The organism is Parasynechococcus sp., from assembly GCF_045559935.1.
Classification (GTDB): Bacteria; Cyanobacteriota; Cyanobacteriia; order PCC-6307; family Cyanobiaceae; genus Parasynechococcus.
In genome coordinates, this window is sequence record NZ_JBJLJL010000007.1 from 208,431 (window position 1) to 225,672 (window position 17,242).

The 17,242-nt window shown below is 46.1% G+C and carries 1 pseudogene; it reads left to right on the forward strand.

What is annotated here, in order from left to right:
* Positions 1 to 1,057 precede the first annotated feature (1,057 nt).
* Positions 1,058 to 17,242: pseudogene (locus ACJ0G7_RS04435) on the forward strand (hypothetical protein); the annotation flags it as partial.

The window sequence follows — 17,242 nt, forward strand, 5'->3', positions numbered from 1 at the left end:
TCTAAAGGGAATCTGTAGCTCCAGCATGTCGGAGAATTACGCTTTTCAAGCCTGACACACCGTCTTTACTCAAATTCATGAAACGTGCTTAATAATCGCTGAAATGGAGGGTTGACGCAACACAACGAAATAGCACTGTGGAAGAAATAATCCCGGGAAAGCAGAAGGACGCGCCTGACGAAACCAAGCCGAGGGATGAACCGGAAAGCCAGCTCAAGACCGAGACGAAACAGGAGACAACTCGTGCACGAGCAGCAAAGAAGAGAGTCCTGTTACCTGACCTGACCAAACGCTGGACATCACTGGCTGGGAAAGCTCAGAAGAACACAAGCAAATGCAGATAGACAAGAGAGAAACCGGTAATGGATACAAAAGCAGGCCAGGGGAAGCGTGCTAGCAAGGAAAAGCAACCAGGATGGTTGAGGCAGATCAGACATGCGAAAAATGAGAATATCAATCATGACGACAGTCATGGCCCTGGTTCTTAACGGAATCGGACCGGAGAGATCGGCAGCAGAGATCGTCAAGGCGTACTGCACGTTGACCTGGGAGGAATACAAACCCGGGGAGAAAGGAGACTGTGATTTCAGACAAGCATTCGGCAACGTGCAAGTCTGGATGGGACAACGCTGGCTCTTTGACTTCCCTGACAGTGAGCGTGGAAGAAGTTATCTACGAGAAAACACAAAAACTGGGATCATATTCACGCGAAAAGGTCAGTACACACTGAAAGTGAACCAAAGCGGAAGACCTACAAATTAAACAATTAGACCAGAAAAGCGAACAATGATAAACTTTTAGGCCAGGCAAGAAGGAAAGCAAACCCAGAGAAGTAGGCATAGTGAAATAATATTTAGTAGCAAATTTTACAAATCAAAGCATTAAGCCAAGAAGCAAAACATGAAACCCTAAGAGCCTTTTTGGCAGGGGAGGAACAGAACTGTGAACAAATGAAAAGCGTGGTCAGCCACCCTTGACTGGAGCCCATAAAAGTGAGAAGAAAACAAAAAAGCAGACAGCTATAAATAGAATTAGAGAACTGTCGCTTGACCTCCCCATGTCGATAATCAAGCTGGAGAATCTGCTGGGCAGCGAAAATTGGACGGAATGGTTTGAGGGGCTGGCCCCAGAGGAAGCCACCAAATTCCTGTCCTTGGGCGAAGAGGCCTGGAAAAAACTGGACAGCATCGGCACTGATGATCTTCTGTCTTGGCAGATCCTGTACGAACTAGACGACGGACAATGGGAAGCGCTGCAGTCGATGGGACTGGCACAAAGCGAGTACAACGGCAGCTATCAGGAGGCTGTTCTAAATCTCATTGGCGACAATAAATACACATCTCTATATGAAACTGCAAACTGGTCAAGTCAACCGTTGAGCTCATTGCTCGAGGGGGTAGCAGGGCTGATAGAAACAATCAAGGAAAGCATTGAAACAAGTATTAGCACAGCAGGTGCGTTGGCTCAGTTCCTTGATGACAATGAGCTGGAGGCGCTCACAGAAGACTACATCAGTCCTTTCATTGATTTCCAGAGCGAACTGCAAGAACTAATTGAATCAGTAGAGTTAATGCCTTCGCAGGTCGCAAATGAGTTACAAACAATACTGAATGAAACAATTAACGAGCCACTTGGCCTAAACGAAAGCGATGAAAGCAGCGTCACCATAACTTCAACACTACCTACTATAACAGAAATAGCAAATGGACTCGACAATCCAAAACGTGAGCTGGTCATTGATTTTGGTGGGGCAAAGCTAAAAAGTACAATTGAATTACCGCTGAAAGAATTTCTAGGTACATCACTAGGGATAGATTTAGAGGTTCTAAATGATCTTCCAGAAATTGAAGTCAACCTTGAAGCAGAGCTGCAAGGCGGGATACGGCTCGAAATAGATTTGGATGCCGAAGATTCAGGTGATATCGTCAAAATTGATACACATGGAATCAATCCGGATCGAAACCACTCTCAAGACTTATCTGTCCTGTTTGAAGGGAATGTCGTCAGTGGAACAACCGAGATTCCAACATGGCTGGGTATTAGCCAAAGCGATATCGAAAATCTACTGGTCGTCGGTGGAAGTGCAAATTTGGATCTTCAGACAACCAAGGAAAACCCATCGTATGAAAAAGGGTTGGTCGCCTTACAAGATATCGGGGAAGGAATGACCTATGAAACAAGCTCGGATGTTTATATCAAGTTAAACACAGATGTCTCATCAAGTATTGTAGAAAACATAGGCAAGGCAGTTGAAGATCGAATCACTGCGCTGAGTGACGCCTTTGATGTTGGTACCGACTTGGCATCATGGGTGAACTTGATCAACGAGGTCAGCGATTTAGTCGGTAATATTGCAGAGGCATCTGAAAGCATTGGGGAACTGCCGGACTGGGTTCCAGAAAGTGCAAAAAAAACATACACAGAATTCAGCAGCGGTCTAGGAAGCGCCGCAGAAGGGATCTCCGCATTAAAAAATGAAATCTTTGATTCTGAAGAATTTATTGAACTCATCAATGATGAACTGAACAGACATGAAACGGGATTAAGCCTCAATTTACTGGCGAAGCCGTCGAGCGATAAAAGGCCAACGGAAACGCAAGAATACATAGGGAGCCCACAGATTCTGAACTTCAGCACACTCGCGACAGACAGCACCAATGATCAACAGCCATTCGCAGAGTCCGGAGAATTCCAAGTAAGTGAGGATGCAGATTGGTCAACGACATCCGAAGAACAAAGCTTCAAGATTCTACAACTAGAGGAAAATATATTAAGAGATACCAATGGTATAGCTATCACCTCATTTATCAATGAGCAAGCGGTGTACATCTCTGGGCTGACATACAAACTTGACCTTGCTAGCAAAAATATAGATTTTAATCGAAGCAGTATTTCTGAGAACGAAATAGTTGTTGTCATCGGTGAGCAAACAATCATTCCTGAAAGCGTTGATCTGGTATCCAATGAAAATGGAGAAAAATCTCTTTTGATAACGCTACAAGAAAACACCATATTCGAAGATCAAAATGGTGTACTCACATTACCAGTTGATTTTGAGGAAGCAAACGGCAAATGGGCAGCAAGTGAAACCACAAGGGAGCTCTTTGAATCCGACTTAATTAAAGGATTCGAATATTCAGAGAAAGCTACTGAAGAAAATAGCTTGAAACTTCAGACTCTATCCGTCAATACAAGCCGGCCACTCCACTACAAACTCGAAGTCGAGAAGGTAGATGCACAAGGGGAGGAAACTCAAACAGTCACTGTGATCGTAGACAAAGAAAATGGCGTAGAAGCTCACTATCTGGGCAACAACCCACCAACGGGTCTTCAATACATTTATGCTAAAGGTATCGAAACTGGTCAAGCACTAACAAGAAAACACCTGGAACAACAGAGCGTTCAAAGTGAAACTGGAAGTGACCATCACGTAGCGACTGATGAAAATAATACAGAAGCATTATGGCGAGATGTCACCGAGACAAAGAGAGAATACTTTGAAACATTTCACGAGTATGGCAAAAAACTGGAAGAAGGAATCGTAGTTAAAAAAATAGAAATGAACACGGAAAATACACTCAATTATCAGCTAACACTATTAGACATCAACCAAGAAAATAAAAATGGCAACAAGGAAACAACGGAAATTATCGTCAATATCGATTGGAAAAACGGTATAGAAACACATGAGATCGGATCAGAGACTGTGTATACGCGAAACATTGATCTAAACACACGTGCTATTGAGGAAGAAACAGGTGAGCCCGTTATCGACATTCATTTGAAAAGCCAACCTAGTACATTGGACATTGAACCAGCAACGACAAATATAATCCCAAAGCAAATTGCCATCTCCTATGCAAATCCTGCATCCACAGTAATGGTTGATAGAGGTGATGGAAATGGTTATACAGAAATCCAAAGTGAAGAAGTCTTTGTAGGCACGAAGAATGGAGATGGCACTGGAACATGGAAACTGAAAGATAGCTCCTTCAAATTAAATGAGGCAATAGACAGCAACGCAGTTTTAACCACCTCAGTATTTGATAATTTTATAGAGAATGGCTTTGAAATTAATCCAATTCAACTCAGTCGACGAATGCCGGAAATACTTCCATTTGCTTCCTTGGGAGATGGGCAAAGACAAGTTGCCATTGTCGCATCAACCAGTGCAGAGTCATTAACAGAATCGACTACAGAAGAGATCCTAGAACGCATGTCTGAAATCGAAGGCTCTGCCCAAGGATCAATCGATAATAAAATCTGGAAGTTACTCAATTATGCATCAGTTAATGAAGACAATCTGAAAGATGCTGCGAATCATGATCTCGCGAAGTTACGAGCTTATTCGGCGTTACAAATATTGCTAGAAACTGGAGTGATTAACGAGACGGCACTCGATCAAACATTGGCAAGAACAGAAAATAGCAATAATAGTCTTGTAAATGAGTTGGCTGATTCAACCCAACCAGGCTTAAGTATCAGGCTAGATCCAGAGGGTACGATTAATGGAGACGATATATCAGGGGTTTCAATCGATCTAGGTTTTCACCGTGAAGGAGAGGTTGACCTGATCATCAAACCAGGAACATCGTCTGAGACATCGCTCTATGTCTTTGAATTAAGTTATCACGAAGGAAGTGAACTGAATGGAAGATACGAGTTCTCGAAAGATGAGCTTTTAACTCTCGCAAAATCTGGACACAAGTCCTTGGCAGATGGGCTGGATTCTGTATTTGAGGCCATCAGTGCAGACATCAACGCAGCCATTGATCTTGAGATGGATCTCGATGGAAGAATCGTCTTTGCCTACGACTTTTTTGCTCCAGTAACCAATGCATTTAGCTTCGACCCGAGCGGCCTTGATGAAGAAATCAACGATTGGCCGGAAGGAAGCAATGGGGATCAACACACGTTAGGACTGACACTGGGTGATGAAACATCACCGACAAACAGTGAAATCACAGCGTCACTTGGCATCGAACTGGCAAACCTTGAACTCAATACAGATATAACAAACGAAGAGGGAGAAGTAATTGAGTCAACGCTGGAAGACCCGGAGAAATCATTCTCACTGACTCTGGGTACCGCTATAGACGTGAATCGCACCGAAAACGATGAGTTGGAAATAGATGCTGGAATGAATCTAGACCTCAATCTAGATTTAAATCCGGTATTCGAAGTAGCGAAGGATTTTGGAGCACAACTAGGTGAAGCCTTTCTCGATGAGGTCAACGATCTCGTCAGTGACCTCGACTTTGACCTTGATTCTGCGGAACTACGATGCTGGCGCACACTGATTCCAGCAATTGCCAACTTGCTTGATGAAGTATCCAATCGATTCAACAAGGGAGCAGAACTGCTCGATCGATTGCCTAGCAATTTGAGCGGCAATCCAGTTCAATTAATCAGTAGTATTAGTGAGGAACTAGACGATATCAGCAACGCGATGATGCGTTTTCAGGATTCGGTCATGAATCCAGAGGCACTCGTCAAAAACATCAACAGTATGTTGATCGCAGCCTCCGTTCCGATGAGAATGGAACACAACAGCGGAATTGAGCTGATTAATGGCGTTGAAAGAGAAGTTGACCAATACGCCTTGATCCCAAGCAATGAATTGAGCCTCACCCAAACATTAAGCCTGGAGGGTGGTGACTTTGCGGAGATGCTCGAGGAGCGGGGTCTCAAAGGCGGGGCCATGCTCGTGGATATAGCCTCCACACTATTTGCTGACATCAGTGCAACGTTCGACTTTAATTTGGAATCAGCAGGCAGTTTGACACTTAAAGAGTATTGCGATGAGTCGGGATCAGTATTCGAACTAGTCAATACTAAAACAGAAGGACTTGATGGATACTGGCCGGATATTAGCGAAAATAACGTAGAAGAGGCTTTCTTTGAAAAACGATTGGATAATAACAGCCAAGTGAATTTATCAGAACAAGAACTTGCTATTGCAGCTGGGTTTGAACTCAGCCAACTGAACATCAGTATTCCACTACTAAAAAACAATGATGGAAGCACAAGAGTCTTTGAGCTGACACCGGAGGAAGCCTATGAAACGATGAGTTTAAGAATAGGCATGGGAGTGGATGCAATCGATGAAGAAGAGGCCACGAAAAAACTGACTGATGCACTGAAAGAAACAGAATTAGAAGGTGGTGTTCGGCTGAATCTCACTGAGAAACACCTTGTACAACTAGGCAATGATATCCAACAAGAAGTCAAAGAAGCAGGCCTTGCACTCGTGGATGATGTGCAGAAATTGATTGATTCCTTCAGTTCACTCACGATGCCAGAGTGTGCCGGAGGTTGGTTTGGCTTTCTTGATCAATTTATCACTACGATGGACGATATGTCGGATCAGTTGGTGGATCAACTGGCGGTCTTGAAAGATCAAACGGAAGAACTGCCGGATTGGATGCCAAGCGATTGGCTTAACGATGCAGAAAAGCTGGCCCAGGGATTTGCAGCTGTAGGCGATGAACTATCAGAGTTCAGAGACCAATGGTTAACGACAGAAAGTTTTATTCAAAAAGTCAATACAATATTCAGAGATAATGATCTCGACATTCATCTCAGGCAACTTGCAGGCCCTGAAAGCATGGAAGCTGAGTGCAACGATAAAGAGATCGGAGTACCCAGTGCAATGCGACTCAGCAAAGGAGATATTCTGTTGGAATCGAATGGCGAAGATCATGTTGCCGCTACATTTTTACTGAGCAAAGAGCAGGAAGCCCAGTTCGCCGCTGTTGAAAAAGACGGGCTGAATGTAGAAGGACATCGGGAAGAAACAATACAGATGTCAGATTTTATCGATATCGAAGATGAAGGAAATAAACAGTCCGTACTGACATTGCCGTTGAATACATTTGGCTTACCGCCGACTGAGGATAAAAGACTCGAGATCACACTCACTGATGCTGATGGAAGTGCACTGACAAGCGCCAACATCCAAACTGCAGAGGGCACAGGTATCGATACAAATATAGTCTATATCGAATGGAGTGAAGAGCACCAAGGGTATGCAATCTTCAATGGCAGATCAGAAGAAGCGAAACGAATCATCATTGCAGGGACAAACGATGGAGCGGAGAGCATTAAATTAAAAGTCAGTCATAGTGATCTCTATGCACACAAGGCTGTGAATATCCAGGCAATGAATCTTGAACAAGTACTCCGCACCAGTAAGGGAGAAGAAGTTGAAGGTCTGTATGCGTATACATTCACACCGAGCACCACAAACAGCCAAGCAAAAATACAATTAAAAACAAGTAATGACAGTGACTCTACAGACCTAGAAATACATAATGATGCTTCGGCGTATTTTGATGATTTACAACTTGATGCCGGTGTCGTCCTATCCACACATACACCGTTCAGCAGCGAAGCACAGATTTATCTGTATGAACTAAGCACAACCGGAAATACAGAACACATACTCGATTTATCGCACTTCAAGGAAGTAACAACCCATCATGAAGATGGCACTGAAGATAATGAATGGGTGCTTGCGTTACCCGAAAAAAGCTTCGGTGAACTCACAGAGGGCAGTAACAGATATCAACTGACGCTGTCCGAAACAGATGGAAGCTCACTCAGCAGTATGGTACTGGAAAAAGACAATCTCGAGGTGCACAACTCAGAAGAAATATATCTTGAATGGGAACAGAGCAGAAAAGGATTTGCACTCTACGACAAATCGGCAGGGGGATATCGACTCACTCCGATGATCGATGATCAAGGAGAAGATACGCTGCTACTCACAAATCCCAATGGTCTTGGAGGGTCATACACGTTTGGAGACTCTCTCAGTCTCAAAGCGGAGCAATTCATCGATCTGCTACCAGATGCTGTCACATCAAGCCCTATTGCCCAGGCCTTGGCCAATGTGGCGGATGGATATGAGGCGGATCTGTCGTACGGACTTGAATTTAATGCGGGAATGATCTTCGGCTATGACGCCGGTGCCACAGAGTTGGGTAGTTTCTTCTATCTTGATCCACGTGCAGCGCGTCCAATCGGTGACTATTGGCCGGAGGGAGATGATGACTCCCTATGGAGCTACAACACAACCGGAGAAGACTACACAGCAAGTATGGCAGAAATACTCCTGCAGTTTGGAGCAGGTGTCGATCGCCTGCAAAGACCAGACCGTTTCCTGATAAGCAATGAAGACGTAGTTTATAACAGTACAGACAATTCAGTAAGTTTCCCCTTGGGAGACAAGAAGTTTGGCTCGATCTATACAAGCAAAGAGAAAAAAGACGAAGATCGGCCCGACAGCATCACAGTATCATTTGAGCAGTATATCAGCAGTGAACATCTGTTTGTAGTCGATACAGAAAAGAAAGAAACTGAAGAGGCAATAACAGAGGTGGCCATAACAACACCGATCGAGATGGAACTCACGCTGGATGCTGCAGCAGGAGTGTACAAGGCAGGTCTGCCAGCAGGGGTCAAAGTGAGAGGCGACCTTAACTCTGTAGATGGAAATCCAAAAATCACCCTACGAACAACCGCCTATGTCGAATTCGCTGACGTACGAGATGCCCTGGGAATGGATGCGGCAATCGCGTTGGACTGGTATAACGACGACACTTCTGTCAGCCAGGAAACAGAACAAAGACTAGACCTTTTATCCAATATCGATGTCGTGAATGGTGGCGCAAATGCCGCAGCAGCATTCAATTTCAAAGCTACAGATATCGGTGATTTCGTATTAGCCGGTAATCCATTAGGTGCCACTGCAGATACCGTATCAAATGCAATTAATGCCGTACAGGATGCTGTGGATGAAGCATTGTGCGGGCTCAATGATGGAAACTTCTCACCAGCGAACTGGCTGGCCATGCTGACAGGTCTGGCAGACCGAATTGAAGACTTAGGCAAAACACTGAGTGGAGGCCTTGGTGGTGACCCGGTTATTAAGGGATTTGCCGATGAATTTGAATTCTCCTTCGCATCCGTGGAGACGGGATTCAACACGATTGCCGCAGAGGTGCGCAAATACACGGATTATGTACTTCCCCCTGAGGAATGGGTCGTCGCATTCAACGAAGGAATGGATGACATCGGAATGGGTGAGGTAACTCTGAAGTTGGTCGAAGTACCAAGCGTTGACGTCTTTGATGGGGAGTGCCCAGATCCAGAATCGGATGATCCGATCCGCTACACATTTTTGCTCGACTTTGGTGATTCGCTGGATTGGTCGGCAGGTGAAACCACAGACATTATCGAAGAGGCAATTGAGTTGTTTAAGTTTGAAAAACCAGATTTTGCCGACAGTTTTAAACTGATGTCGACATGGGATGTCGGTGTAGATGTGAACGCAGCACTCGGCTTCGGATTGAATCTGGATGCAACATCACCTGGTGATGTCTTCTTCTTTGATCCAGAACCAGCAGGCCTAGAGAGATTTGACATCCCTGATGTCCTTGATGAAGATAAATTTGCGAATTTAAATCTTGATGCAACAGAGATACAAGCAAGCGCCTGGTTCTCCGTATCAGGTCTTGAATTCATCGTTGAAAATAAGAACACTGGAGAAGTCATCGTCTCGGCAACACCAGATGATCCCAACGCATCGCTGATTGCCGCAGGAGCTGCAGCAGGAATTGATCAGCAGGGTGCGGGTGGTTTTTCTGATCTGTCCTTCGAAACAGCTTTTGATTTTAGAACAGAACAACAACCAGAAATACTTTACGAAATGGCCGAACAGACCGGTCAGCAAATAATGAATACCTTCAAGGCATTTGAAGACGCCTACGCAGATGGTGTTCAAGCGGTGGATGACATCGGCGATTTACTGAACTGCAGTGGGTTTGGCCTGTCCCAGGTTCTGTTCATCCTCGCCAAGATCGAAGAAACGATTGACAATGTGCAGACGAGCATTGAAGAAGGCATAGCAGACAATCCACTGATGCGACTATTTGCCCCCGATGCAGGCGATACCATTAAAGAGTTCACTGTTCATTTTGACACAGCAGAAGAAGCGATAGCTAGCGTCAGAGAAAAAGGAGAAGAGCTACAACCTTGGAATCTGATTCCAACACTCAACGAAGCCCTCTCAGGTGTTGAGTTCCTCTCGCTGAATCTCGATCCTCGACCCAATTTCGAAGCTTACTTCTGCGTAGACGGTAAAACGGAACCGGTCAATAAAAAAATATCCTTGGACACAAGTGCTCGATACACGAGCATGACAGATTACGCCATCACGTACGAAGTACCAGATTTTGGCACAGATAGCATCGGAGCCGAAGAAGACTTATACACACACATCATATTGAAAGAAAGCAAAGCCTTCGTGAATGGAAAGGAAAGAGAAAATGACATCCTGATACTTCCCGCCGGGTATCAGAAGATAGACCTTAACGATTCCGAGCTAGACAAAGAGTATGTCTTATTGCGAAAGACTGATGACAAAACCAAGCATGATCACTTGATCATTCTGCAAACACTGCAGCCAACAGATGCAACCAAGCTCCGAGAAAAAATTAGAACCATTAAGAAGGATACAAACGAAGAAACTATTTATGACCTAAGCAATACAGATGCTCGAGGACTGGATGGGTTTGAAAGACTGAGAGGATCAAATCTAAAACAGTTCAAGGAAGGATACCTGAAAGACATGAGTGCTGCGAACAACCAGGGCACCATGGCAGGAGACATGCCTGACTACTACCGTTTTGATTTAAGCCTTGATGGATTTGAATACAAAACACCGCTTAATTTTGACATCAGTCTGGCTGATGATCTGATAAATCTTGGAGGAGGATTTGATCTGAATCTCTTTGCAGGTGGATCCGTCGGATTTGCCTTCGATGCCAACCCGACAGATCTTAAATCGGCATTTCTGATTGATACAGAAGCAGGTGTGTCCTCAATGAGTGACATGCCAGAAGACATGAAGCTTCTGAGAGATAATATCAAGGGGGGAGAAGAAGGAAATGCAGAAATTGTTGCGGGCGCCTATCTGGAGAGCACGAAACCTTTAGAAGGATCAATTGCATTCCTTGAGCTTACAGCATCAAGTTCAGACGAAAATACCCTGGGATTAGGTGCTCCAAACAAAAAACCAGCTGTAGGTGAAAAAAATGTCAACACAACAGATCCCGAAAAACAATTCTCAACGAAAACGATTAAACCTGAAGAGGATCCTTTCTTAAGTGGATTTGTCACCGTTGAGCTGGACCTACAAGATGGTGATGGTGGCAGCGGATTAGTCCCTCTGGCAGATATCAGCCAACTGGATATTGAGGCCAATCTGCTTGGAGGATTTGAACTTGATCCAACGATCAGTGCATCGCTGGGAGATGTGATCTCAATCGATGGGGATATGTTGTATGGCGGTCATTTCTCGGGTGGAAGTTCAGGTGGTCTGTCATTTGAACAGACACCATTCCTGCTAAGCCCAGGAGATATCACCGTCAGCCTGGGTGACCAACTCGCGGCAGCCAGCGGACCATTTGTAAAGATCTCAGACTTCCTGAATGATTATTTTCTGGATCCTATGGAGCCAGTTGTAGACATCCTGGAAACCGAATTCTCAATTGCAGGCTTAAATCTACTTGGAGCAGGCAGACTTCACAATATCATCGATCTTGGCCGAGAAGGCACACCTAACGGATCGGTAACCAAGTGGGTCAATCTCTACAACGGGATCAACAGTGTTGTAGATACTGTCGCCTCGATTAGTGATTCAGGTGAAATCAGTGTGCCAACCACACTGTTCCTTGAAGACAAAACGTGGACAACCGGGAAAATCAAGCCAAAACAAGATGATTTGTTTAATTTCAAATATGCAACAGAAACTGAAGTTTCAAAACGTAGAACAGATCAGGGTGCTGCCAATGAGGGGCAGGGGTCAGAGTCGAGCGCGATCGACGATGCTCTTGGAGCCATCAATCTAGGTAGCGGACCGGTTGAAAAAACCAAATCACAAAAACCAGATATTGGCAAAACTGCTGTAACATTTCCGTTCCTTGATTTCGGATATACAGCTTCAAAGCTCAAGGATTTGATGATGGGATCAGATCCCGACAGTCGCTATGAACTCGACCTCATCCGGCTGCAAATACAAGGCTTCACAACAAGTTGGGACTTCTACAAGTCCATACCAATCTATTCACCACCGACAGTCAGCCTGAATGTTGGAGCAGAGCTAACACCATACATCCGACCAACCATCCTCGGTTATGACTTAACTGGGCTTGGGGGATTGATTGAAACAGGTGAGCTGAGCTCGTTGGCAGACGGATTCTATGTATTAGCAGAAGAACCTGGCTTCTCACTGTCGCCGAATGGGCCTCAATACGAAGGGGCTGGTGCAGAAATCCGCATGGAAGTCGGCGGTGGCGTCAGCGTTTCCATCGGACCCCTCGGAATTTATGGAGATGCTGCAATCATCGGAGATCTGGAGATAGAGCTGAATGATCCCAATGACGATGGTCGTGTTCGATTCCAGGAACTGTTCGACAACTTCTCATACAACCCGCTGGCAATCTTTGATGCCTCCTTAAGAGTGGCATTGCAGGCAGAAATTGGTGTGAAGCTTGACCTCTTGTTCTTCACGAAGAAGTTTGCACTCTATAGAACTCCGGAATTTGAATTGTTCAGGCTCGACATCGAAGGAGGTGCACCACCACAGCCATATTATGCAAGTGCACCAGATGGAGGTTCAACACTTCTGTTGAATATCGGTGCGAGAGCGGATCAGAGAAATCTAGATCCGAACGACAACGGCGAAGTCTTCACTCTGCAGGGTGGATCAAATATGAATGTACGAGGTCCAGGTGGACAATCAGAAGGATTTTCTGGTATCACCTTGATCACAGGAGATAGTGGTGAAGGTAATGATTACGTGGATGGCTCTGGCTCCAGTATCCGCCTCGAACTGAGTGGTGGGGAAGGATCAGATTCGTTGGTTGGTGGCTCAGCTGATGATCAACTGCTGGGAGATGTTGGAAATGATTCCCTGGTTGGTCATTCAGGCGGAGATGAACTGCAAGGTGGTGAAGGCGATGACAGCCTCGTTGGAGGAGCGGGTAGGGATCTCCTCTCCGGCGATGAAGGAGACGACCAGATCAGTGGTGGTGGCGATGGCGACACGATCCTGGGAGGTGCCGGTCAAGACAAGCTGACGGGAGATGCAGGTCGTGATCTGATCGATGGCGGGCTTGGAGATGACACCATCTCTGGTGGCAGCTCAGATGACACGGTTGTGGGTGATCTGGGTGACGATCACATCAGTGGCAATGAGGGTGCCGATCATCTGTCGGGTGGTAAAGGAGATGATCAGATCGAGAGTGGCACAGGTAACGACACGGTGCTGGGCGAAGGCGGAGCCGATGTGATCGATGGTGGTGAGGGTGATGATGTTCTGATTGCAGGTTCCATCTCAAAAGGGAGTGATCTTCCAATCTCAGAACTGAGAGCAGGAAGCAGCACCGCCATCCTTGGATTCGATGCTGATGTGGTCTCAGGTGATGACGGAAATGACCTGATCGGTGGTAGTGCAGGAGACAACAAACTGTCGGGAGGTGACGGTAGTGACACCATTGCTGCTGGTGCAGGTGAAGACGTCGTCTCAGCGGGCGAAGGACGCGATCTGATCTATGGAGAAGCTGGCGACGATCAGATCAAGGGAGACGACGGCAAAGACACTGTGTATGGGGGTGAAGGAGATGATCTGATCGAGGGCGGAGGCGATAGCGATTTGGTGTACGGAGACAGTGGGGATGACGTCGTTCACGGTGGAACCGGTGGAGATGTGCTGATCGGTGGAACCGGTCTTGATCACCTCATGGGCGAAGAGGGTGAAGACACCATGCAAGGTGGTGAAGACGATGATCTCTTGGTTGGTGGATCAGGAGCTGACAGTCTGCTTGGAGAAGCAGGCAATGATGTACTTCAAGGTGAAGCGGATGAAGACCGCCTGTACGGAGGGTCAGGGCATGACCTAATGCAAGGGGGCAGTGAGGATGACTATCTCCTCGGAGAAGGTGGAAATGACACCTTGCAGGGTGATACAGGCAATGATTTACTAATCGCCGGTACCGGGAACGACCTGATTGAAGGGGGAGCCGACAACGACACACTTGAGGGAAATGATGGTGACGATGTACTCAAAGGGGAAGGCGGAAACGACTGGCTGCAAGGACAATTCGGCCTGGACACATTGCATGGTGGTGCAGGTCAGGATGAACTGGAAGGTGCAGAGGGTCGAGACCTTCTGACTGGTGGATACGACCCAGACATTCTGGAAGGCCACGAAGGTGAAGACCGTTTATTTGGAGATGAAGGAGCCGATCAGTTGGATGGTGGCTCAGAAGATGATTTGCTCGTTGGTGGTGCAGGCGTCGATGTTCTATGGGGAGTGACAGGTGACGACCGATTGGAAGGAGGAAGTGAAGATGATGAACTTTATGGAGAGGAAGGAGACGATCAACTATCCGGATCTGAAGGTGCTGATTTACTCTATGGCGATAAAGGTAAAGACGTTTTAATCGGAGGTTCAGGTAAAGATCAAATTCTTGGTGGTACAGAAAGCGACTGGCTGTTTGGAGATCGCTTCAATCTCAAAGCTTCGGAAAGCACCTTCGACCAATACAATGACTTTGTGCTTAGCGTCATGCTGCCTGAGGTGCAGAAATATCTGATCAACGATTATACCGAAAACCCAGAAACACTGAATCTATATTTCAAAAGGGAAGAGGTTAAGAATGAAATCATGAAATTCGAGGGAGAAGAAGATATCAGCGCACTCATTGAAGAAACTGTACCGATCAAAAACAGGCTTGGAAAAATCGTCGACATGCGGAGCCTACTGGAGGTGGCATTCGGATCTGCCATCACAACGAGGGACAAGGGTGCTGAAAACGACGGTGATAGCACGACAGATTGGAGTGGGATCACTCCTGCTCAATGGGAGTTGCTGCGGCTACTAGCTGATGATCCGTCAGATGTCTATGGCGACGAAGACCGACTACAAGGGGAAGAAGGAGATGATTGGCTCCTAGGCGGACACGGTCCGGATCTTCTAGAGGGTGGAGTTGGCTCAGATGTTCTTCTGGGAGGTACAGGCAATGACATCCTGAAGGGGTACGCAGCCACCATGAATCTGGTGGAACAATTCCTGGATGGGAATGATGCTCTAGAGGGAGGTAAAGGTAACGATGAACTTTGGGGTGCTATCGGTGATGACCTGTTAGCTGGTGGTGATGGCAACGACAAATTAGTGGGCGATGACTCCGATGATCCGATGCTGCTCACGATGGCCAGCCCAGGGCAGACTTATGCAGGACGAGATGTGCTGGCTGGTGGGTATGGAAGTGACACTGCCTTTGGTGCTCTTGGAGAAGATATTCTCTACGCCGGTGAGGGGGGTGATTATGCAGACAGAGTTACAGAAGGAGCCATACCCGAAATAAAAGATCTGGTAGGTGACATAGCAATGCCGTACGCGGCAAGCGCCACCTTGACGACACGTGAGCGTATTGAGGAGATTAAAGAGTATGTGTTCAAATTGATCAATCTACCAACTGATATTCGCAGCCTGGGATTTGACAGACTCGTTGGTGGCATCAACTCTGATGTTCTGGTTGGACATCGCCTCAGACCAGTGAATGCAGAGGATCTGAAGAATGATCTGAACAAACTTCTAACACAAGTCGATGAAATCAATGCAATAACCAATGCAGATGGAAAGAAAGAAGTTGAGTTACTGAAGCAAGATACAGAAACAGATACCGTCCTGGCCGATCTAATGGTGACATGGGATGCCATCTCAACGGATGGTGATCTCAGGGGTGATCTCAGGAAAGCACTTGAAGGCGTGGTATTGACATTGGAAGCACAAGCGACCGATGGTGACAATGCCGGTATCCACTCAGGAAAACACTTCACACTGAACCGGCGTAGTACCGATGGTGTTGTTTATGAGCTGGCCCCTGGGACAGGTACAGACATCGTCTGGAACTTCTATGCGGGTGAACATGATGGAACGACTCGAAATGTCGTGCGTGAAATCACAACTGAAAATGGAATAGTGGACGGAGAACTGTACACATTGGACTTAACGGCAACGGAAGTAGTTACCAAAGAAGAAGTAGAGAATGATAATGGAGATATCGAAACAACCTATAGTTCCAGCATCGATTACGAGGTCAATGTCAATGCAGTCAGTACTGATGTCATTTCCCTGACAGATGGGCTGAGCTTCGGATCCATTGATTTAAAGTGGCAAAAATGGACACCAGAAGCACTACTAGATAAACTCATCATTGATCTTGGCGAGGAACAAGTCATAAATATCGTAAAACAATACGTCGCTCGCAATAAGAAAGACCCTAACACTGTACCAACTGACATAGCAGATAACAAACAAATTGCTTGGGAGGCATTGACATCATCGTATGCAGGCAATCAACCGATGCCGGCGTGGCCAGAAGAAACAGGAGACACCGGGCGAGTTGGTGTGATGTCGATTATTGATAGAGATACAGACCAGGTCCTAAGTCGCTTCATCAACGTGTCAGAGGATGCCATCGGAAGACACAATATTGATGAAGAAAATGTCCCACCAGATCGACTCGTTGTTGAACCAGGGAAGGCTGCATTTTCACCAGAAGAAAGAGTCACGATCCCAGAGGGAATGGCAAGAGACGCCAATGGTGCAGCTGATATCGCATCAATCGAAGCAGCGATCAGATACGTGGAAACACTGAATGACGAAGGTGAAGCCAGTGGTACTTGGAAAGATTGGAGAAATCATGGACTACTTGGCGTGAACCATGGTAGTGGTGCATGGTTCGATCTCGACAACGACCCAAGCAATGGTCTTGAATTAATTCTCGCCGGGGGGACAACGGTCGAAGAGAGAATCAATCGGGATCTGAAGCTTTGGGGAGCAACATTAGACTCCACGAGTTATAGGCTCAACAGCGAAGAAACTACAACGCCAGTCAATGGAACCATCTATACAATATCCGACGGAGTAAAAACGGTAAGCGCAAAAGCTAATTCTGATTCATTGGAGCAATTAGTAACCGAACTCAGAAAAGCGGAAGGATACAGTGATTTAACCTTTACGATTTCAGCCGATATAGGCATTGGAAGCATCATTGCAACCAGTAACGCAAAGGCAACAAGAGAAGTTAATGCAAAGAATGCAACATTAAAAATAGGAGACAGCACAAAAACAACAACTGCATTGATTGACGAACGTCTGGGAATGAAC